The organism is Burkholderia sp. Ac-20353 (assembly GCF_017104785.1).
GTDB lineage: Bacteria > Pseudomonadota > Gammaproteobacteria > Burkholderiales > Burkholderiaceae > Burkholderia.
Genome location: NZ_JAAGPL010000072.1, coordinates 1 through 18,974 on the forward strand (window position 1 = coordinate 1; position 18,974 = coordinate 18,974).

The 18,974-nt window shown below is 68.5% G+C and carries 19 protein-coding genes and 1 pseudogene; 5 read left to right on the forward strand and 15 right to left on the reverse strand.

Annotated elements, in window-relative coordinates:
• Both G3N94_RS20920 and G3N94_RS20925 read left to right on the forward strand, forming a co-directional pair.
• The coding region (locus G3N94_RS20920; RefSeq protein WP_205794484.1) for an ATP-binding cassette domain-containing protein at window positions 1–510 on the forward strand (510 nt) is incomplete at its 5' end.
• The gene (locus G3N94_RS20925) at window positions 503–1,285 is read left to right on the forward strand and encodes a metal ABC transporter permease (protein WP_205794485.1); all 783 of its coding nucleotides are present in this window, start codon (window positions 503–505) and stop codon (window positions 1,283–1,285) included. The genes G3N94_RS20920 and G3N94_RS20925, both read left to right, overlap by 8 nt.
• A gap of 193 nt (window positions 1,286–1,478) precedes the next feature.
• Here the strand turns inward: G3N94_RS20925 and fghA are convergent, their stop codons facing one another.
• The 7 genes and pseudogenes from fghA to kynB all read right to left on the reverse strand — a co-directional run bounded on the left by fghA (window position 1,479) and on the right by kynB (window position 8,911).
• The gene (gene fghA, locus G3N94_RS20930; protein ID WP_205794486.1) at window positions 1,479–2,327 is read right to left on the reverse strand and encodes an S-formylglutathione hydrolase; all 849 of its coding nucleotides are present in this window, start codon (window positions 2,325–2,327) and stop codon (window positions 1,479–1,481) included.
• Window positions 2,328–2,568: 241 nt separating this feature from the next.
• Entirely contained in the window at window positions 2,569–3,195 is a 627-nt protein-coding gene (locus G3N94_RS42525; protein ID WP_241021986.1) for an FGGY-family carbohydrate kinase, read from the reverse strand.
• Between the two features lie 3 nt (window positions 3,196–3,198).
• Window positions 3,199–4,260 (reverse strand): annotated as a pseudogene (gene xylB / locus G3N94_RS42530) (xylulokinase); the annotation flags it as partial.
• A 103-nt stretch (window positions 4,261–4,363) separates the two neighbouring features.
• Window positions 4,364–5,758, reverse strand: coding sequence for a D-arabinitol 4-dehydrogenase (gene dalD / locus G3N94_RS20940; protein WP_205794488.1), 1,395 nt, complete (start codon window positions 5,756–5,758; stop codon window positions 4,364–4,366).
• Between the two features lie 188 nt (window positions 5,759–5,946).
• Complete coding sequence (kynA, locus tag G3N94_RS20945; protein WP_205794517.1) at window positions 5,947–6,873, reverse strand: tryptophan 2,3-dioxygenase; 927 nt, start codon at window positions 6,871–6,873, stop codon at window positions 5,947–5,949.
• A gap of 106 nt (window positions 6,874–6,979) precedes the next feature.
• Entirely contained in the window at window positions 6,980–8,230 is a 1,251-nt protein-coding gene (gene kynU / locus G3N94_RS20950; RefSeq protein ID WP_205794516.1) for a kynureninase, read from the reverse strand.
• Window positions 8,231–8,269: 39 nt separating this feature from the next.
• Window positions 8,270–8,911, reverse strand: coding sequence for an arylformamidase (kynB, locus tag G3N94_RS20955; RefSeq protein ID WP_205794489.1), 642 nt, complete (start codon window positions 8,909–8,911; stop codon window positions 8,270–8,272).
• Window positions 8,912–9,041: 130 nt separating this feature from the next.
• Here kynB and G3N94_RS20960 point away from each other — a divergent pair, with 130 nt between their 5' ends.
• Window positions 9,042–9,542 (forward strand): Lrp/AsnC family transcriptional regulator, encoded by a 501-nt coding sequence (locus tag G3N94_RS20960; protein WP_124598243.1) that lies wholly within the window; start codon window positions 9,042–9,044, stop codon window positions 9,540–9,542.
• Here G3N94_RS20960 and G3N94_RS20965 read toward each other — a convergent pair.
• The 4 genes from G3N94_RS20965 to G3N94_RS20980 form a co-directional block, all read right to left on the reverse strand.
• Window positions 9,529–10,038 carry a flavin reductase family protein gene (locus G3N94_RS20965; RefSeq protein ID WP_205794490.1) on the reverse strand — a complete coding sequence of 170 codons (510 nt, stop codon included), beginning with the start codon at window positions 10,036–10,038 and terminating at the stop codon, window positions 9,529–9,531. The genes G3N94_RS20960 and G3N94_RS20965 overlap by 14 nt on opposite strands.
• 152 nt (window positions 10,039–10,190) lie before the next feature.
• Entirely contained in the window at window positions 10,191–10,856 is a 666-nt protein-coding gene (locus G3N94_RS20970) for a hypothetical protein (protein ID WP_205794491.1), read from the reverse strand.
• Window positions 10,853–12,259: a selenium-binding protein SBP56-related protein gene (locus G3N94_RS20975; protein ID WP_205794492.1), complete on the reverse strand. Its 1,407-nt coding sequence runs from the start codon at window positions 12,257–12,259 to the stop codon at window positions 10,853–10,855. Before G3N94_RS20975 ends, G3N94_RS20970 begins: the two co-directional genes overlap by 4 nt.
• A gap of 160 nt (window positions 12,260–12,419) precedes the next feature.
• A complete protein-coding gene (locus tag G3N94_RS20980) occupies window positions 12,420–13,085 on the reverse strand; it encodes a hypothetical protein (RefSeq protein ID WP_205794493.1) in 666 nt (221 codons plus the stop codon).
• Between the two features lie 219 nt (window positions 13,086–13,304).
• Between G3N94_RS20980 and msrA the strand changes: the two genes are divergently transcribed.
• Complete coding sequence (gene msrA / locus G3N94_RS20985) at window positions 13,305–13,853, forward strand: peptide-methionine (S)-S-oxide reductase MsrA (RefSeq protein ID WP_205794494.1); 549 nt, start codon at window positions 13,305–13,307, stop codon at window positions 13,851–13,853.
• Window positions 13,854–13,932: 79 nt separating this feature from the next.
• On the opposite strand, the gene G3N94_RS20990 is transcribed toward msrA, so the two are convergent.
• From G3N94_RS20990 to pdxH, 3 genes are all read right to left on the reverse strand, one after another.
• On the reverse strand, window positions 13,933–15,060 hold the full coding sequence (locus G3N94_RS20990; protein ID WP_205794495.1) for a DUF72 domain-containing protein: 1,128 nt from the start codon (window positions 15,058–15,060) through the stop codon (window positions 13,933–13,935).
• Window positions 15,061–15,083: 23 nt separating this feature from the next.
• The gene (locus G3N94_RS20995; RefSeq protein WP_205794496.1) at window positions 15,084–16,304 is read right to left on the reverse strand and encodes a cyclopropane-fatty-acyl-phospholipid synthase family protein; all 1,221 of its coding nucleotides are present in this window, start codon (window positions 16,302–16,304) and stop codon (window positions 15,084–15,086) included.
• A 133-nt stretch (window positions 16,305–16,437) separates the two neighbouring features.
• Entirely contained in the window at window positions 16,438–17,085 is a 648-nt protein-coding gene (pdxH, locus tag G3N94_RS21000; RefSeq protein WP_205794497.1) for a pyridoxamine 5'-phosphate oxidase, read from the reverse strand.
• Between the two features lie 128 nt (window positions 17,086–17,213).
• On the opposite strand from pdxH, the gene G3N94_RS21005 reads away from it, so the two are divergent.
• Entirely contained in the window at window positions 17,214–18,071 is an 858-nt protein-coding gene (locus G3N94_RS21005) for a tRNA threonylcarbamoyladenosine dehydratase (RefSeq protein ID WP_205794498.1), read from the forward strand.
• 40 nt (window positions 18,072–18,111) lie between these two features.
• Here the strand turns inward: G3N94_RS21005 and trxA are convergent, their stop codons facing one another.
• Entirely contained in the window at window positions 18,112–18,960 is an 849-nt protein-coding gene (gene trxA / locus G3N94_RS21010; protein WP_205794499.1) for a thioredoxin, read from the reverse strand.
• Window positions 18,961–18,974: the final 14 nt, after the last annotated feature.

Here is an 18,974-nt window from a genome sequence, read left to right on the forward strand (position 1 = left end):
TGCAACAGGCGCTGCCGCTCGCTGTCCGAGCTGTCGGGCGGCGAGCGGCAGCGCCTGTTGCTCGCGCAGTGCCTGCTCGGCAGCCCGAAGCTGCTGCTGCTCGACGAGCCGCTGATCAGCCTCGACCCGAACCACCAGCGCGGCGTCGTCGAGCTCGTGCGGCGCGTGCAGCGCGAGCTCGGCATCACGGTGCTGTTCTCCGCGCACGAACTGAACCCGCTCCTCAACGCGCTCGACCGCGTGCTGTACCTCGGCAACGGCGTCGCGGCGCTCGGCACCGTCGACGAGGTGATCACGAAGCCCGTGCTGTCGCGGCTGTACGGCTCGCCGATCGACGTGATGCGCGTGAACGGCAAGATCTTCGTGATGTCCGGCGACGTGGAAGTCGAGAAGCACGACCACGAGCATGAAGGCGACGACGACGCTCACACTCACGCGCACGGCGGCCACGGCCACCATCACCACGGACACGCGCACCCTCACGCGAGCGGGCAATCACACGATGTTTGAATACGACTTCATGATCAACGCCTTCGCGGCGTCGGGAATCGTCGCGGTGCTCGCGGGCATCGTCGGCTATTTCCTGGTGCTGCGCGGGCAGACCTTCGCGGGCCACGCGCTGTCGCACGTCGGCTTCACCGGCGCGACGGGCGCCGTGCTGCTCGGCATCTCGCCGATCTGGGGAATGGTGGGCTTCACGCTCGCGGCCGGGGTCGGCATGGGCGCGCTCGGCGAGCGGCTCGCGGGCCGCGACGTCGCGATCGGCGTGATCCTGTCGGGCGCGCTCGGCTTCGGCCTGCTGTTCCTGCATTTCTACACGTCGTTCGCGACGCAGGTGACGGCGCTGCTGTTCGGCAACGTGCTCGCGGTCAGCCACGACACGCTCGCGGTGCTGGCCGGGATCGGCGCGGTGAGCCTCGGCGCGCTCGCGCTGATCGCACGGCCGCTGCTGTTCGCATCGCTGCAGCCCGAGCTGGCCGAGGCCAAGGGCGTGTCGCTGCGCGCGGTGTCGGTGCTGTTCCTCGCAGTGTGCGCGCTCGCGGTCGCCGCTGCGACGCAGATCGTCGGCGTGCTGCTCGTGTTCACGTTGCTGGTCGGCCCGGCCGCCGCCGCGCAGAACGTGTCGACGCGGCTGTCGACGGGCGTCGTGCTCGCCGCGCTGTTCGCGCTGTTCGAAGCGTGGGTCGGCATCGTGCTCGCGTATTACACCGACTGGCCGACGAGCTTCTGGATCACCGCGCTGTCGGCGCTCGTGTACGGCGCGAGCCTGTTGCGGCGCAACTGATGCACGCGGCTGCTGCACGCAACTGATGCACGCAGCGAACCATGCAAAACGCCGGCGCGCCCGAGGGCAGCGCCGGCGTTTTGCATTGTGCGGCCCGCACGAAGCGGTTCACGCGTTCTTTGCAATAGAACCGCCACCGCGCATCGCGTGCAGTGCGTGCAGCGAGCGACGAGCCGCGGCGCGTTGCTGCCCGTCAGCCGGCCAGCACCCGCGCATGATGCGCGATGTGATCCGCGATAAACGTCGAGATGAAGTAGTACCCGTGGTCGTAGCCTGCGTGCCGCCGCAGCGTCAGCGGCTGGCCTGCCGCGCGGCAGGCCGCCTCGAACACGTCGGGGTTCAGCTGGTTCGCGAGGAACTGATCCGCGAGACCCTGATCGACCAGGATCCCGTCCGCGAACTTGCGCGCATTCGCGCGCGCGACGAGCTCGCTCGCGTCGTAGTGCTTCCACGTTTCGCGATCGGCGCCCAGGTAGCCCGACAGCGCCTTCTCGCCCCACGGGCAGCGCGTCGGCGCGGCGATCGGCGCGAACGCCGACACCGAACGGTACACGTCCGGGTTGCGCAGCGCGAGCACGAGCGCGCCGTGTCCGCCCATCGAGTGGCCGAAGATGCCGAGCCGCGCGCCGTCGATCGGCAGCGCGGCCGTCACCGTGTCGCGCAGCTCGTCGACGATGTACGAGTACATCCTGTAATGCGTCGACCACGGCGCTTCGGTCGCGTCGACGTAGAAGCCCGCGCCGACGCCGAAGTCCCATGCATCGGTCTCGCCCGGCACGCCCGCGCCACGCGGGCTCGTGTCGGGCGCGATGAGCGCGAGGCCGTGCTGCGCCGCGTACTGTTGCGCGCCGGCCTTGATCGCGAACGTCTCCTCGGTGCAGGTCAGCCCCGCGAGGTAGAACAGCGCCGGCACACGACCGTGCGCGGCCTGCGGCGGCAGGTACACCGAGAACTTCATCGGCAGGCCGATCGTCGTCGAGTCGTGTCGGTAGAAGCGCTGTTCACCGCCGTGGCACGCGTGCGACGAAATCAGTTCAAGCATCGTTGTCTCCTGTCTGTCGATCAGAGGTCGACCGGAGTGGGTGTTTCAGCACTGGCTCCGGTTCCATGCAAAGCTGGCTCGCCGAGCCGCGCGGCGTCGCGCGCGGCTCGGCGACATGAATTCGTGCTCGCCATGATGGCCGATCGCCGCGCGCGACGCGTGCGGGAAACAGCCGGCGGGTTGCCTGCATGCGTCATCGGTGACGCCAATACCGGTGACGCAATACGGCAAGTGCCCGAGTTTAAACGCCCGTCGTGAACCACGCTTCCGTGCGCGCGTACAGATCGGCGAAACGCGCGTAGCGCACCGCGAGCGCATGGTCGCCCGATGGCGCCGCCACCGGCGACGCGGCGGGCGCGAGCGTGCGCAGTTCGTGTTCCCGCCAGTGTCCGATCGCGACGCCGGCCAGCAGCGCCGCGCCGCGGGTCGCCGCGTTCGGGCAGTCGAGCGCGTCGAGCGACGTGCCGAGCGCGTCCGCGAGCAACTGGCGCCAGCGCGGATCGACGGAGCCGCCGCCAGCAACCCGCAGCGATGCGATCGCACGGCCGTCCACACCCTCGGCACCCTCGGAACACTCGGCACCTTCCGCACGAATGGCATCGAGCCCCGCGCGCAACGCGAACGCGACGCCTTCGAACGCCGCGCGCATCATCGCGCCGCGCGTGTCGCCGAGCCCGAGGCCGAGCCAGCCGCCGCGCGCGTCCGGATTCATCCACGGCGAGCGCTCGCCTGACAGGTACGGCAGGAAGGACAGCCGTTCGGACTGCGGCTGCGCGAACGCGTCGTCGTACGCCGCCGGCCAGGTCGCATAGCCGAGCCAGCCGCGCACCGCCTCGCGCTCCAGCCCCACCTTCTGCAGCCGCGCCATCGTGTAGTAGCCGCCTTGCGCGTACGGATCGTTGTGCGGCGTGCGCTCGCCGGACAGGTACGGCAGGAACAGCGGCGCCGTCGCGAGCGTGCGCCCATCGAGCGTGTCGATTTCCGCGAGTAGCGCCGGCTCGTCGGTGCCCGTCAGCTTGCACACCCAGCGCAGGCAACTCGCCGCCGACAGCACGACGCTCATCAGCTGCCAGCGGTCCGGAATCGCATGGCAGAACGCGTGCACCGCGGATGCCGGGTTCGGCATGAAGCGGTCGCCGACGACGCTCAGCACGCCCGACGTGCCGAGCGACACGAAGCCGTCGCCCGCTTGGGTCGCGCCGATGCCGAGCGCGCTCGTCGCGTTGTCGCCGCCGCCACCCGCGACGACGACGCCTTCCGGCAAGCCGAGCTCGCGCGCGACGTCGGCGCGCAGCGTGCCGGACGGCGCGTTGCCTTCGACGATGCGCGGCATCTGCGCGCGCGTCATCCCGCACGCGGCGAGCAGCGCGTCGGACCAGTCGCGGCGCCCGACGTCGAGCCACAGCGTGCCGGCCGCATCGGACGGATCGGACACCTTCGCACCCGTCAGCCTGAAGCGCAGGTAGTCCTTCGGCATCAGCACGCAGGCCGTTGCCGCGAACACGTCGGGCTCGTGCTTTGCGACCCACAGCAGCTTCGGCGCGGTGAAGCCGGGCATCGCGAGATTGCCGGCGAGCGTGTGCAGCGCAGGTGCGCGTTCGGTGAGCAGCGCGCATTCGTCGGCGCTGCGCATGTCGTTCCACAGGATCGCGGGGCGCAGCACGCGATCGGCGTGGTCGAGCAGCACCGCGCCGTGCATCTGGCCCGACAAGCCGATCCCGCGCACCTGCGCGAATGCGTGCGGATGACGCTCGCGCAGCGTCGCGAGTGCGGCGAGCGTGCCGCGCCACCAGTCGTCCGGATGCTGTTCGGCCCAGCGCGGGTGCGGGCGCGACACGGCAAACGGCGTGCCCGCGGTGCCGACGACCGTGCCGTCCGGAGCCAGCAGCAGCACCTTCACTTCCGAGGTGCCGAGGTCGATGCCGAGATACATGAGCGATCCGTTCCGTCAGTGAGGAGCCGCTACTTTAGCCGCGCGGGCATGCGCGTGCCAATGCCGGTTTGACCCGACACGCGGCGGCCGCTTGCGGGCGCCGTCAGCGCGGCGCGAGCCACGCATCGACGCGCGCGAGCCCGGCGCGCACGGCTTCGAACAGCGCCGCGTTGCCGGCGAGCGAACCCCACAGCTGGCGGTCCGCACACAGCGCGACGACGGGGTCGCCCGCACCGACGATCGCGCGTGCCGCACTTTCGTCCATCACGCCGTCCTGGTACGCATACGGCAGCGTGCCGCGCGCCCAGCGTTCGAGAAAGCGCAGGAACAGCGCGGGCAGTACCGCGGTCGCGACCGGCGCCATGCCGCGCGAAAGGCATTCGGCGAGCGTTGGCGCGATGAAGCCGGGGATCTTCGAGAAGCCGTCCGCGGCCACCCGCTGGTTGGTGTCGAGCACGTACGGATTGCCGAAGCGTTCGAGCACGACGTCGCGATAGCGCGCGAGGTCGAGCGGGCTCGGGCTCAGGCACGGGATCACGTTCTGCGTCACGTAGTCGTGCGCGAAGCGGCGGATCGCCGCGTCGTGCGTGCCTTCGTGGATGTACGTGTGGCCCGCGAGCGTGCCGGCCCACGCGATGCAGCTGTGCGTCGCGTTGAGGATGCGGATCTTCGCTTCCTCGTACGGGTGTACATCATCGACGAGTTCCGCACCTGCCAGTTCCCACTGCGGGCGGCCGGCCGCGAAGCGGTCCTCGATCACCCACTGGATGAACGATTCGCCCATCACCGGGCACGCGTCGTCGAAGCCGGTCGCCGTGCGCACGCGTTCGCGCACGTCGTCGGTCGGGCGCGGCGTGATGCGGTCGACCATCGCGCTCGGGCACGCGACGTTCGCATCGAACCACGCGAGCAGGTCGCGCGTGCCGCGTCGTTCGAGGAATTCACGCATCCCGGCGCGAAAGCGTGCGCCGTTGCTGCGCAGGTTGTCGCAGCTCTGCAGCGTGAGCGGGCCTGCGCCGCGCGTCATCCGTTCGGCGAGCAGCGCCGCGAGCGCGCCGTACAGCGTCGTGCACGCGCCCAGCAGGTCGGCCGCGAGATCGGGGTTCGCGATGTCGAGGCGGTTGTGTTCGTCGAGGTAATAGCCGCCTTCGGTGACGGTGAACGACACGATCCGGCATGCGGGGTCCGCGCCAGTATCGATCAACGCGGCGAGATCGGCTGACCACGGCAGCACGCGCGTGATTGCGCGGATCGTCTCGTACGCGCGCTCGCCGTCCGGCGTGACCGTCTCGAGCGTGTACGCGCCGTGTTGCGCGGCGAGCGCGTCCATCGTCGCGCGCATGTCGTCGCGGATGTTGCCAACGGTCAGCGACCAGCGCTCGGCCGGCGGCACGGCCGCGTTCACGCGATGCAGGTACCACGCCTGGTGCGCGCGGTGAAACGATCCGGCGCCGATGTGCAGCAGCACGGGCGCGCGGGGGGAGGGCGATTCACTCATCCGGTGTCTCCTGTCGGCCCAAGTTGGCGCTTCAGCGCTTACTTGGGCCCCATGCTTCGCGATTGACTGTGATCGATCATTTGCTCATTGTGTGAGCGAATGATCGTATCGAGGCAAGCGAAAGTCAAGGCGTGGCGACAGGATTTCGATGGTGCGGCGCGGCAGTGCGTCCGTGCGCGCGAGGCGGCTTACAGCGTCGTCCGCACGTGCCAGAGCTCAGGGAACAGAACGACGTCGAGCATCTTGCGCAGATACGGCGCACCGCTCGTGCCGCCCGTGCCCTGCTTGAAGCCGATGATCCGCTCGACGGTCGTCACGTGCCGGAAGCGCCACTGGCGGAACGCGTCCTCGAGATCGACGAGTTCCTCGGCCATCTCGTACAGTTCCCAGTGCTGCTGCGGATGCCGGTACACCTCGAGCCACGCGGCCTCGACGCTGTCGTCGTGCTGCGTCGGCTGGGTCCAGTCGCGCTCGAGCCGCGACGGCGCGATCGGAAAACCGCGCCGCGCAAGCAGGCGCACGACCTCGTCGTAGAACGACGGCGCCTCGAGCGTTGCGCGCACCTGTTCGAGGATGTCGGGCCGATGCGCATGCGGCTGCAGCATCTGCGCATTCTTGTTGCCGAGCAGGAATTCGAGCTGGCGGTACTGGTAAGACTGGAAGCCCGACGACTGGCCGAGATACGGCCGCATCGCCGAATACTCGGACGGCGTCATCGTCGACAGCACGTTCCACGCCTGCACGAGCTGCTCGAGGATGCGCGACACGCGCGCGAGCATCTTGAACGCGGGCGGCAGCGCATCGCCGTGCACCGCGTCGAGTGCGCCGCGCAGCTCGAACAGCGCGAGCTTCATCCACAGCTCGCTCGTCTGATGCTGGATGATGAACAGCATCTCGTTGTGATCCGGCGACAGCGGATGCTGCGCGTCGAGGATCTTGTTCAGCGACAGGTAGTCGCCGTAGCTCATCGACTTCGAAAAATCGAGCTGCGCGTTGTGCCAGCCGGCGGTTTCGCCGCCTTCGCCCGGCACGTGCGATGCCTCGTGCGCAGGGGTTGCAGTGCGCGCGCCCGAGAACGGGCAGCCCGCCGGCGCGTCGTCGCCGGGCGGCTGCATATGACCAGAATTCACGACTTTCTCCAGGATTGAATGACAGGTGTGCGCGGGCGCTCGGCCCGTGCCGCGCAATCCGGCGCGCGCATCGCACGCGCCGGCCGGCCGGTCAGGTCACCGCGCCGCGCGTCGCGAACTCGGGCGCCTTCCACGCGCCGGTGTCGACGATGTCGCGCAGCGTCTCGACGGCATCCCACACGTCGACGAAGCGCGTATAGAGCGGCGTGAAGCCGAAGCGCAGCACATGCGGCTCGCGGTAGTCGCCGATCACGCCGCGCGCGATCAGCGCCTGCATCACCGCGTAGCCGTGCGGATGCTCGAAGCTTGCCTGCGAGCCGCGCTGGTGATGCGCGCGCGGCGTGACGAGCTTCAGCGCGTGGCCTTCGCAGCGCGCTTCGACGAGCGCGACGAACGCGTCGGTCAGCGCGAGCGACTTGCGGCGGATCGCGTGCATGTCGGTCTGCAGGAACACGTCGAGTCCGCATTCGACCATCGACATCGACACGATCGGCTGCGTGCCGCACAGGAAGCGCGCGATGCCGGGATCGGGCGCGAACTCGGGCTGCATCGCGAACGGCGCGCGGTGGCCCCACCAGCCGGACAGCGGCTGCGAGTAATGCGCGTGATGGCGCTTCGGCACCCACACGAACGCGGGCGAGCCGGGGCCGCCGTTCAGGTACTTGTACGTGCAGCCGACCGCGCCGTCCGCACGTGCGCCGTTCAGGTCGACCGGCACTGCGCCCGCCGAGTGCGCGAGATCCCACAGCATCAGCGCGCCCGCATCGTGCACAAGCTGCGTGACGGCCGGCATGTCGTGCATGTAGCCGGTGCGGTAGTTCACGTGCGTGATCATCGCGACCGCGGTGTCCTCGCCGAGCGCGTCGGGCAGGTCGGCCGGATCGTCGATCAGGCGCAGCTCGTAGTCGCCGCCGAGCTGCGCGATCAGCCCTTGCGCGATGTACAGGTCGGTCGGGAAGTTCGAGCGCTCCGACACGATCACGCGCCGCCCGGGCGCACGTTCGGCCTGGTAGCGCAGCATCGCGGACAGCAGCTTGAACAGGTTGATCGAGATCGTATCGGTGACGACGGTCTCGTCAGGCGCGCCGCCGATCAGCGTCGCGAGCTTGTTGCCGAGGCGGCGCGGCAGCGCGAACCAGCCGGCGGTGTTCCAGCTGCGGATCAGGCCGTCGCCCCATTCGGCGCCGATCACCTGCTGCGCGCGGGCGGCCGACGCGCGCGGCTGCGCGCCGAGCGAGTTGCCGTCGAGGTAGATCACGCCGTCGGGCAGCGCGAACTGGTCGCGCAGCGGGGCAAGCGGGTCGTCGCGGTCGAGCGCGAGCGCGTCTTCACGGGTCTTGATCATGATGTCTCGGGTTGTTGTGTGTCGTGTGTCGTGGATTCAGGCGGCGCGGCCGGGCAGCGCGCGCAGCACCGCGCGCACGGGGCTCGCGTCGAGCGTCGCGAGCTTGAGCGGCAGCGCGATCAGTTCGTAGTCGCCGGCCGGCACGTCATCGAGCACGATGCCTTCCAGGATCGCCATCCGGTGTGTGCGGATGCGGTGGTGCGCGTCCATCGTCTTCGATTCCTGCGGATCGAGCGACGGCGTATCGATGCCGATCAGCTTCACGCCGTGTGCGGCGAGCAGGTCGATCGTGTCGGGCGCGACCGCGCAGAACTCCGGATCCCATTGCGCGGCGGGCGCCTGCGCATAGGTGCGCAGCAGCACGCGCGGCGGCACGCGGTCGAGCGCCGCCGCGACGTCCGCCGGCGTGACGACGGGCGACGCACCGATGCAGTGGATCACGCGGCACGGGCCGAGGTACGCGTCGAGCGGCACCGTGCCGATCGGCGCGCCGTCGGCGTCATAGTGGAGCGGCGCGTCGGTGTGCGCGCCGGTGTGCGGCGACAGTGTCAGGCGTGCGACGTTGACGGGCGAGCCCGCCTCCATCCGCCAGACGCGTTCGACCGTAACCGGCGTGTCGCCCGGCCACACGGGGGTGGCGGGGGCGACAGGCGGTGAAATGTCCCAGAGTGTGTCCATAGCATGACGAATCAGCGAATCGATGCTTCGCATGATAGGCGGACGCTCGCAGAAAGTGCTTGCGAAATAGACATGGACAAACCGCCAGATTGGCAGATAATTCGAATCACAGGGAAAACGGGGACCAAAAATGCATGCGATCACGCTCGACGCCACCGACTGCCGTATTCTCGCGGTACTGCAGGAGGAGGGCAGAATCAGCAACCTCGATCTGGCGGAACGGATTTCGCTGTCACCATCGGCCTGCCTGCGGCGCATGCGCCTGCTGGAGGAGCAGGGCGTGATCGAGCACTACCGCGCGTGCCTGAGCCGCGAGAAGCTCGGTTTCGAACTGGAGGCGTTCGTGCAGGTGTCGATGCGCAACGAGCAGACGCAATGGCACGAACGGTTCGCGGAGGAATTGCGCGAATGGCCCGAGGTGGTCGGCGCGTTCGTCGTGACCGGCGAGAGCCACTACCTGCTGAGGGTGCTCGCGCACAACCTCAAGCACTATTCCGATTTCGTGCTGAACCGGCTGTACAAGGCGCCGGGCGTGATGGACATCCGCTCGAACATCGTGCTGCAGACGCTGAAGGACGAGGCGGGCGCGCCGGTCGTGCTGGCGCGCACCGGGGCGATCAAAGCGGTGTGAGACCGTGGAATGCGCCGCCGTGGAACACGAGCGGCGCGGCGGTGCCCGCGCCGGGGTTGACGCCGCAGCGCTCGACTTCGCCGACGAAGATCACGTGGTCGCCTTCGTCGTAGCGGCTGCGGTTATGGCACTCGAACCACGCGATCGCGCCGTCGAGCACCGGCATGCCCGAATTGCCGGCCGCGTGCGCGATGCCTTCGAAGCGGTCGCCCTTGAAGGTCGCGAAGCGCTTGCACAGGTCGATCTGCGACGCCGCGAGCACGTTGACGACGTAATGGCTGTTGCTGCGGAACACGGGCATCGACGCCGACTTGTGCGCGAGGCTCCACAGTACGAGCGGCGGATCCAGCGAGACCGAATTGAACGAACTCGCGGTGATGCCGATCAGTTGCCCGGACGGCGCGCGCGTCGTGATCACGGTCACGCCGGTCGCGAACTGGCCAAGCGCCTGCCGGAATGCGGCGGCATCGAAGTTCGGCGGGGTCGCGCGGATCATCGGGCGGCCTTCCGGAGCGGCGCGTGCGCGCCGGGCGCGCAGCGGGGGAAACGGGCGATGCGGGTGAAAGGCGACAAGGCAGTCAGTCTGGCAAATGGGACGAATGGCCCGATTTTAGCGGAATCGCGCGCGGCAGGCCGGTGTGCGGGCAGCTAACCCGCGGCCCCGAGCCCGAGCGATAGCGCGCCGATCAGCATCAGGCTCGTCGCCCAGAGCCGATCGAGGTTGAACCAGCTGCGCGACACGAACGTCAGCCCGAGGTAGCGGTAGACGAGCCACGCAAGCAGCCCGCCGGCCGCGATCATCGCGGCGGCATGCGCGGCCGCGACGGCGAGCGCCATTCCCAGATGGGCGCCGACGAGCGCGGTCGCGGCCCGCTGTCCGGGATCGACGTCGATTCCGCACAGGCCGAGATAGATCGGCACCAGCATCAGCCCGGCGCCGTGCGCGACCGCCACCGCGAACGACCACAGCCCGAGCCGCGCGGGCGGGATCCGCGCAAGCGCGCGCGGGTGGCGCCGCCGGATCAGCAGCGCGGCGCCGAAGCCGATCACGAGCACGCTCGCGCCGATCCGGATCGTGGTCTGCCACGCGAGCAGCGCGGCGAGCAGCCCGAACGGCAGCGTCACCGCGAACACGGCGAGCGCATGCCCGCACGCGAGATAGCCGAGCGCGGCGGCCAGCGCGCGGCCGCTTTTCGCCATCAGCGCGTTCGACACCGCGAGCGGCCACCCCATCGCGGGATTCAGCCCGTGGTAGAGGCCGCTTGCGAGCACCGCCGCCCAGAGGCCGATCTGCACGTGGCTTCCGACGTTCAAGATCGCACCGACGGATAGCAAAACGAATCGGTCGAGCAGTCGCCGCCTTCGAGCCGGATCTGGTGTGCGCGATAGCCGTCGGGGAAGTCGACCCAGTAATCGTGCGCGAGCGTCAGGCCGCCGTCGGGCCCCGCGTGCGCCATCACCTGCGCGGCCGGCACGCCGTCCGGGTAGAACTGGTCGTCCCAGGTCGAGTACAGCGAGTTGGTCCAGTAGACCCGCTTGCCGTCGCGGCTGATCTCGACCATCTGCGGACCGCCCGCGAACGTGCGGCCACTCGGATGCGGCGCGCGCTGCGCGATGCCGCCGATGCGCACCGATCCCGACAGTGTCGGCCGGCGCGGATCCGTCACGTCGTACTGCCGCATTTCGCCGGTGCCCCAGCAGGACACGTACAGGAACCGGTCGTCGAGGGACAGGTCGATGTCGGTCACGAGCGGCGGCACCGCGCCGAACGATTTGAGCAACGGCGGCAACTGGTCTGCGGACGCGGGCTCGGCCGGGATCGTCGCAGTCTTCTCGATGTGAAACTGGCCGTCTTCGCGCCACCAGGTCCAGATCGAGCCTTCGAGGTTCGTCGTATCGACCACGACGCCGACGAATCCGTATTCGCGGACCGGATCGTGCGCGGGCCGCACCTCCAGCGCCATCTGGTGGTGCGCGCCGAGATCGATCGTCTGCACGTTGCGCCGCGCGCTCAGATCCCAGAAGTGCAGCCGGTGTCCGTACCGGTTCGCGAGCAGATCCTCGGGAACGATGCCGTTCTCGAACTGCGGCGGCAGCGCCCATTCGCTCGACACCATGTAGTCGCGCGGCAGGTTCCACCAGAAGTCGTAGTGCTTGTCCTGCGGGCCGCGATCGATTTCCCAGCGGCCGAGCACGTCGAAGGTCTCGCAATCCATGATGAAGATGCCCGGATGGCCGTCCGTGCCGTCCTTCCCGCTGCCGCCGAGCGTGCTGACGTAGATGCCCTCGGGCCCGCAGTGCACGGTGTGCGGCCGTGAATAGCCGGTCTTGCTAAAGATCTCGTCGGGCTCGACGATCTTGTGGATGCGCGCCTGGGTCGGATGCGGCTGCGTATCGATCACGTACACGCGCGACGAGCGCAGGCCCGGGATGATCAGGTAGCGGCGTTCGAGGAACGCGTGGCCGGTCAGCGGCGACAACGCCGACGAGCACGCATTCCAGCCGAAGTGATGGAACTCGTCGCCGGTGTTCGGCATCGTCACCGTATGCACGATCTTGCCGTAGGTCGGTGAACCGGGCTTCACGTCGATGACGGCGAGCGCATCGGGCCGGGAGAAGTCCGGGCTGAGCAACAGCGTGTACGCGTAGGTTTCAGCAGGGGCGCGCATCGCAAGTTCCGGCGATGCGTGAAACGTCGGATCAGGCCGCATGGTCATGGTAGGACCCTCGGAAATGACTGACTCTCACGGTGCGCAAGCGTCGGCGACGGGCGCACCTTTGCATGTGAAACGGCCGGACGATGCTGCCGTTCCGGCCGAGCGGAACTGCCGGCAACCGGCGTGCTCGCGTGCCCACGTGCGAGATGGCCGGTGCCTTTCAGCGAACAGCGAGCGAACAGCGAAACAGTCGGTGTGCGCAGTGTAGTCGAGAATGCATGACGACGTGAGCCATGCGCCGTCCACCTTGCCGCAGCGCGGCGACGCTGAACGCGACGCGTCGTTGAAGGCGTGCGGAATCAGCTTTTCGGTTGCGACCGGCTCGGCCTTGCGGCGAGCACGACGGGCACGGTGAGCGCATAGATCGCCACGCCCACGATCCACACGAGCCCGTTCCAGCCCGATCGGGACAATGCATAAATCCAGCTGAAGACGAGCCGAGGTTGAATCCACGATCCTTGAGGTGCGCCGCGAACAGCTCGATGCTGCCGATGTGGGGGACGGCAAGGATGCAACCTCGGCACGAGCGCGCGAGGGCCTGGTCGAGCCGCGCCAGCGCGTCGTCGGGAAGGTCGGCTTCGAGGTCCAGCGCGCGACCGCGGTCGTGCTGCAGGTTGGCGAGATCGAAGAGGACGGTGACCCATGCCGCGAGGCCCTCGATGACCTGATCGTCTGTCGCGGTGCCCCTGCGGATGATGCTCTGGCGCACGAACATGCTGTTGGCCATCGAACTGGGCCGGCCGGCGATCACTTCCGCGATGGTTCGCGCGAGCAACGGCTGACGGGCTACGGGGACGAGCGGCGCGAGGCGGTCGACGAGGTTCACGACCGCCGTCTGGATGTCTCCGTGCCCGCGTGGCAGTGGCGTGACGGCGCCGGTCCGGATCCGCGGGGCAGGCACGGGCTGGTCGTTTTTGGGACGGGTCATTTCTTGTTCTGTGACACGGTTATCATGCATGTATGCACGCGCCGATCGACGTATGTATTACGTCGCGGCACCCCGAAGCCTTTTTATTCCACGCGATTTCATTTTAAGGTGAACACGATGACTGAAGTTGCAACGCTGGGTGGCGGATGCTTCTGGTGCACGGAAGCGGTGTTTCTCGATGTCGACGGCGTGACGGCCGTCGAGTCCGGCTACGCGGGCGGCCACACGCGCAACCCCGGTTACCGCGACGTGTGCGACGGCGACACCGGTCACGCGGAAGTCGTCAACGTGACGTTCGACCCGGCGCGCATCGGTTATCGCGAGATCCTCGAGATCTTCTTCGCGACGCACGACCCGACGCAGCTCAACCGGCAGGGCAACGACACCGGCACGCAATACCGGTCGGCCGTGTTCACGCATTCGGACGCGCAGCGTGACGTCGCGCTCGACGTGATCCGCGAACTGGAGCGCGAACAGGTGTTTTCGGCGCCGATCGTCACGCAGGTCGTGCCGCTGGACGGCAACTACTGGCCGGCCGAGGACTATCACCAGGATTACTACGCGCGCAATCCGGGGCAGGGCTATTGCGCGGTCGTGATCGGGCCGAAGCTCGCGAAATTCCGCCAGAAGTTTGCGCACCGGCTGAAGTCGTCGCGCGGCGCCTGAGGCACGCGAGCGGGTGGCACTTGGGCGTCGACCGATTGCGCTGGCACGGCGGGGCAGCAGGCAGCGGCGTGGCCAGGCGCTACGCTGCCTCGCTGCGCAATTGCGCGCACGCGGCGGCGATCTCCCGCGCGAGCGCGATGCATGACAGCGGCGCCGAGCCTTCTGCCTTGTTGTTGATCGTGATGATCACGGGCTGCCCGGCCAGCGCGTAGCGCGCGGCCAGCTCGGCGAGCGCCGTGCGCGTGTGCGGGTCTTCGTCGACGAGCCGATCGAACGGCTCGTATTTCGCCTTCGCCTGTTCGTACTTGAAGCCGCCGTGCAGGCTCCAGCGCACGATCAGCGGGCCCGGCGCGTCGCCGTCGAGCAGTGCGAGCGCGGCCGCCTGACGCAGCGGGTCCGGCATCCGCGCGTGCAGGCCGACGCAGTAGCGCACGCCGATCACCGCGAGCGCGCGGATGAAACGCGGCGTGAGCAGGCACGCGTCGCGGATCTCGATCGCATAGCGCGGGCCGTCCGGTTCGGGCGGCAACGGCGGCAGCGCCGCGAAGAATGCGGACAGCCGTTCGATCAGCGCGGCGGGATCCGCGAGCAGCCGGTCGGGCAGCGGCGAGAACTGGAACACCAGCACCCCGGCCTTCCGGCCGAGCCCTTGGAGACACGGCTGCACGAATTCGCTGGTCGCGAGTGCGGCGTCGAGGAAGGTCGGATTCGGCCCGGACGGTTCGCCGCGGTGGCCGCGCACGACCGCGTCGGTGACCGAGGCCGGCGCCTTCACGACGAAGCGGAAATCGTCGGGCACCTGCTGCGCGTAGCGCAAATAGTCGGCGACGGACAGCGGCCCGTAGAACGACCGGTCGAGGCTCACGCTCTTCAGCAGCGGATGTGCACCGTACGCTTCGAGTCCTTCGCGCGACAGCTTGGTCTGCGCGAAGTCGCCGTCGTAGACGATGCCGTTCCAGCCGGGGAAAAACCAAGACGACGTGCCGAGCCGCACGTTCGGCGGCAGCCCGGCCACGGCGGCTGCGACGTCGGGCGCGATCGGGGCGGGCGGCACGCCGCGCCGGCGCTTGCCTTTCTTCGGCGCGGGCGGCGGATCATCGGGTGCCGCGCCGAACAGGTCGAACTGTCCGTCGGCGGGCGTCCCGTCCGAATCGTCGCGTTGCTGCCGTCCCGGCGGCGCGTTGCGCCGCGTGCTGCCGTCACCCATGCATGCCGTGCGTGAAGCGCCGCCTAGCGCGGCAGCGCGTGTTCGTACATATAGCGCCGCGACCACGGCAGCGTTTTCGCGCTCTGCCCGGCCTTGCGGCACACGATTTGAAAGATCGACACGTCGTCGTGCTCGAACGCATACGCGCAGCCGGCGAGATACACGCGCCAGATGCGGAATTTTTCGTCGTCGACGAGCTGCCTGGCTTCCTCGGCCTTCGCTTCGAAGTTCTCGGTCCAGATGTCGAGCGTGCGCGCATAGTGCCGTCGCAGGCTTTCGACGTCAATCGCCTCGAGCCCGCCGCGCTGCGCCGCTTCGAGCGCGAGGCTGACGTGCGGCAGCTCGCCGTCCGGGAACACGTAGCGGTCGATGAACTCGCCGCCGCCGAGCGCCGTCTCGCCGCTCTCCGCATCGGTCGACGTGATCCCGTGGTTCATCGCGATACCGTCGTCGGCGAGCAGCTCGCGGACCCGCGCGAAGTACAGCAGCAGGTTCTTGCGGCCGACGTGCTCGAACATCCCGACGCTCGTGATGCGGTCGAACTGGCCGTCGATCTCGCGATAGTCCTGCAGGCGGATCTCGATTTTGTCCTGCAATCCTGCGGCTTTCACGCGTTCGGTCGCGAGGTCGAACTGGTTCTGCGACAGCGTCACGCCGAGACACTGCGCGCCGAACTTGCCCGCGGCCCGCAGCACCAGCGCGCCCCAGCCGCAGCCGATGTCGAGCAGGCGCTGGCCCGGCTGCAGCCGGATCTTCGTGAGGATGTGGTCGATCTTCTTGATCTGCGCGGTCGCGAGATCCTCGTCGCCGTTCTCGAAGTACGCGCACGAGTAGACCATGTTCTCGTCGAGCCACAGCTGGTAGAACTCGTTCGACACGTCGTAGTGATACTGGATCGCCTTCCTGTCGGTGTTCTTCGTGTGATTGAAGTAACGCTTCACGCGCGCGAGCTTGCTCGCAGTCGTCACCGTGCTGCGCGCGAGCGAGTAGCTGATGTTGATGATGTCGGAGAGCTTGCCCTCGATGTCGATCTTGCCCTTCACGTACGCCTCGCCGAGGTTGTCGAGGCTCGGGTCGAGCAGCAGCGGCAGCGCCGACGCGCTGTTGACCTTCAGCGTGACCTGCGGCGCCGCGAACGTGCCGAAATCGAGTTGATCACCGTTCCACAATACCAGGCGCGCCGGAATGTTCGCCTTCGCCCGTACATCGTCCGCCCACTGTGCCAGCTTCTTTTCCCAGAACATTTGGAATCTCCGTAGTCCGTTGAATCGAATACAGCCTAGTTTCTTGACCGGCGCCCGTTCGTTACCGGGCGCCCGGATGCAACACGAAACACGTTCGGCGGCCGCGCCGTGGGCCCGCGCGCCCTCGCGCTGCTTACGGCGACAGGCGCGCGATCGTCCAGCCGTGCGGCGGCGCCGCGGCGTCGCGCGTGTACAGCAGCCGGTCGTGCAGCCGCGACGGGCGGCCCTGCCAGAATTCGAGCGTGTCGGGCACGAGGCGATAGCCGCCCCAGTGCGGCGGCCGCGGCGGGTCGTCGCCGTAGCGCGCGCTGATCTCTTGTTCGCGCGCTTCGAGCAGCGCGCGGTTGTCGATCACCGCGCTCTGTTCGGACGCCCATGCGCCGATCCGCGAGCCGAGCGGGCGCGACGCGAAATAGCGGTCGCTTTCCTCGGCGCTCGTCTTCTCGATGCGGCCTTCGATGCGCACCTGGCGCTCGAGCTCGATCCAGTAGAACAGCAGCGCGGCGTACGGATTGGCCGCGAGGTCGTGGCCCTTGCGGCTTTCGTAATTGGTGAAGAAGACGAACCCGCGCTCGTCGACGGCCTTGATCAGCACGATCCGTGCGGACGGACGGCCGTTTTCGCCGACGGTGGCGAGCGTCATCGTGTTCGGTTCGGGGAGCTTGGCGGCGAGCGCCTCCTTGAACCAGCGGTCGAACTGGACGAAGGGGCTCGGGGCGGCGTCGGCTTCGTCGAGCGAAGCACGCGAGTAGTTGATGCGGAGATCGGCGAGTGTCGTCATGTTATGCGAACGCTTCAATCTGGGGCCAGTATAGCGAAGGAGTAAGAAACGTGCGTGCACAGTGGCACGTGGGGGCGGGGATATCAGGCAAAATACAGGGCTGCACGACTTACGCTTTCCTTGCCGCCATGCCTCCCACCGACGCCGCCCCGATAACCTCTGATCTTACCCCGAGCCTGTCAAATCAGCTTGACGTGGATCGCGCGCGGCGTTTCGGCGGCATCGCGCGCCTGTACGGCGCGCCGGCGCTTGCCGCGTTCGAGCGCGCGCACGTCGCGGTGATCGGGATCGGCGGGGTCGGTTCGTGGACGGCCGAGGCGCTCGCGCGCAGCGCCGTCGGCCAGCTGACGCTCGTCGACCTCGACAATGTCGCGGAAAGCAACACGAACCGGCAGATCCACGCGCTCGACGGCAACTACGGCAAGCCGAAGGTCGACGCGATGGCCGAGCGGATCGCGCTGATCGATCCCGCGTGCCGCGTGAACCGGATCGAGGATTTCGCGGAGCCCGACAACTTCGACGCGCTGCTCGGCGGCGGCTTCGACTATGTGATCGACGCGATCGACAGCGTGCGCACGAAGGTCGCGCTGATCGCGTGGTGCGTCGCGAAAGGGCAGCCGCTCGTGACGGTCGGCGGCGCGGGCGGGCAGCTCGACCCGACCCGCATCCGCATCGACGATCTCGCGCTGACGATCCAGGATCCGCTGCTGTCGAAGGTGCGCGCCCAGCTGCGCAAGCAGCACGGCTTTCCGCGCGGGCCGAAGGCGCGCTTCAAGGTCAGCGCCGTGTATTCGGACGAACCGCTGATCTACCCGGAAGCGGCCGCTTGCGATATCGAGGACGGTGAGGAGCCGTCCGCGGCCGCGCACGTCGCGGGGCTCAACTGCGCGGGCTTCGGCTCGAGCGTGTGCGTGACCGCGAGCTTCGGCTTCGCGGCCGCCGCGCATGCGCTGCGGGCGATTGCGGCGCGGGCCGTCGCGGCCTGAAGGGAGGCGGCGGCGCCCGCGTGCCGAGCGCCGTTCGGGTTCAGTTGAGCGCCATGCTCAGCTTGCGCCGCCACACGGCGACGAGGTCCGGGCGGTCGCCCGCCAGCTCGAACACCGAGATCATCGTCTTGCGGCCGAGATCGTCGCCGTACGCGCGATCGCGCACGACGATTTCCAGCAACTGCTCCAGCGCGCCTTCGTAAGCGCGCCGCGCGATCAGGCTCTGTGCGAGATCGAAACGCGCTTCGAGGTCGGCCGGGTTCGCGGCGATGCGGGCCTCGATCGCGTCGGTCGGCGGCAGGTCCGCGGTCGCGTCGAGCGCGTCGAAACGGGTCTGGATCGCCTGGAGGCGCGGGTCGCCGTCTTGCACGGTCTGCGGCGACAGGCGCCCGGTTTCCGCGCGCGCGGCATCGATGTGGTTGCCCGCGAGCAGCAGTTCGATCAGGTCGAGCCGTGCATCGTCGAAGCCCGGGTTCAGCGCGAGCGCGGCTTCGAGGTGGGCGCGCGCGTCGTCGAAGCGCCCCTCTTCGGCCGCGAACTGCGCGGCGCGGCGCTCGGCTTCCTCGGGCGCCGGCAGCAGCCGGTCGAGGAACGCGCGCAGCTGCCCTTCGGGCAACACGCCGATGAACTGGTCGACCGGGCGCCCGTCGGCGAATGCGATCACGTGCGGAATGCTGCGCGTCTGGAAATGCGCGGCGAGTTCCTGGTTCTCGTCGACGTTGACCTTTACGAGCTTCCAGCGGCCCGCGTAGTCGCTTTCTAGCTTTTCGAGCAGCGGGCCGAGCGTCTTGCAGGGGCCGCACCACGGCGCCCAGAAGTCGACCAGCACGGGCGTGTCGAGCGACGCCTCGATGACGTCTTTTTCGAAAGTGGCAAGCGTGGTGTCCATGTCGTCCTCGTTGG

Bases quoted from the DNA above. Each gene is read 5' to 3' on its own strand.
- G3N94_RS21005 (WP_205794498.1), top strand. From the start codon at position 17,214: ATGCCTCCCACCGACGCCGCCCCGATAACCTCTGATCTTACCCCGAGC.
- pdxH (WP_205794497.1), bottom strand. From the start codon at position 17,085: ATGACGACACTCGCCGATCTCCGCATCAACTACTCGCGTGCTTCGCTC.
- trxA (WP_205794499.1), bottom strand. From the start codon at position 18,960: ATGGACACCACGCTTGCCACTTTCGAAAAAGACGTCATCGAGGCGTCG.
- G3N94_RS20995 (WP_205794496.1), bottom strand. From the start codon at position 16,304: ATGTTCTGGGAAAAGAAGCTGGCACAGTGGGCGGACGATGTACGGGCG.
- dalD (WP_205794488.1), bottom strand. From the start codon at position 5,758: ATGAGTGAATCGCCCTCCCCCCGCGCGCCCGTGCTGCTGCACATCGGC.
- G3N94_RS20960 (WP_124598243.1), top strand. From the start codon at position 9,042: ATGCATGCGATCACGCTCGACGCCACCGACTGCCGTATTCTCGCGGTA.
- kynA (WP_205794517.1), bottom strand. From the start codon at position 6,873: ATGCAGCCGCCCGGCGACGACGCGCCGGCGGGCTGCCCGTTCTCGGGC.
- kynB (WP_205794489.1), bottom strand. From the start codon at position 8,911: ATGGACACACTCTGGGACATTTCACCGCCTGTCGCCCCCGCCACCCCC.
- fghA (WP_205794486.1), bottom strand. From the start codon at position 2,327: ATGCTTGAACTGATTTCGTCGCACGCGTGCCACGGCGGTGAACAGCGC.
- G3N94_RS42525 (WP_241021986.1), bottom strand. From the start codon at position 3,195: ATGGCGCGGCTGCAGAAGGTGGGGCTGGAGCGCGAGGCGGTGCGCGGC.
- G3N94_RS20975 (WP_205794492.1), bottom strand. From the start codon at position 12,259: ATGACCATGCGGCCTGATCCGACGTTTCACGCATCGCCGGAACTTGCG.
- G3N94_RS20925 (WP_205794485.1), top strand. From the start codon at position 503: ATGTTTGAATACGACTTCATGATCAACGCCTTCGCGGCGTCGGGAATC.
- G3N94_RS20965 (WP_205794490.1), bottom strand. From the start codon at position 10,038: ATGATCCGCGCGACCCCGCCGAACTTCGATGCCGCCGCATTCCGGCAG.
- msrA (WP_205794494.1), top strand. From the start codon at position 13,305: ATGACTGAAGTTGCAACGCTGGGTGGCGGATGCTTCTGGTGCACGGAA.
- G3N94_RS20990 (WP_205794495.1), bottom strand. From the start codon at position 15,060: ATGGGTGACGGCAGCACGCGGCGCAACGCGCCGCCGGGACGGCAGCAA.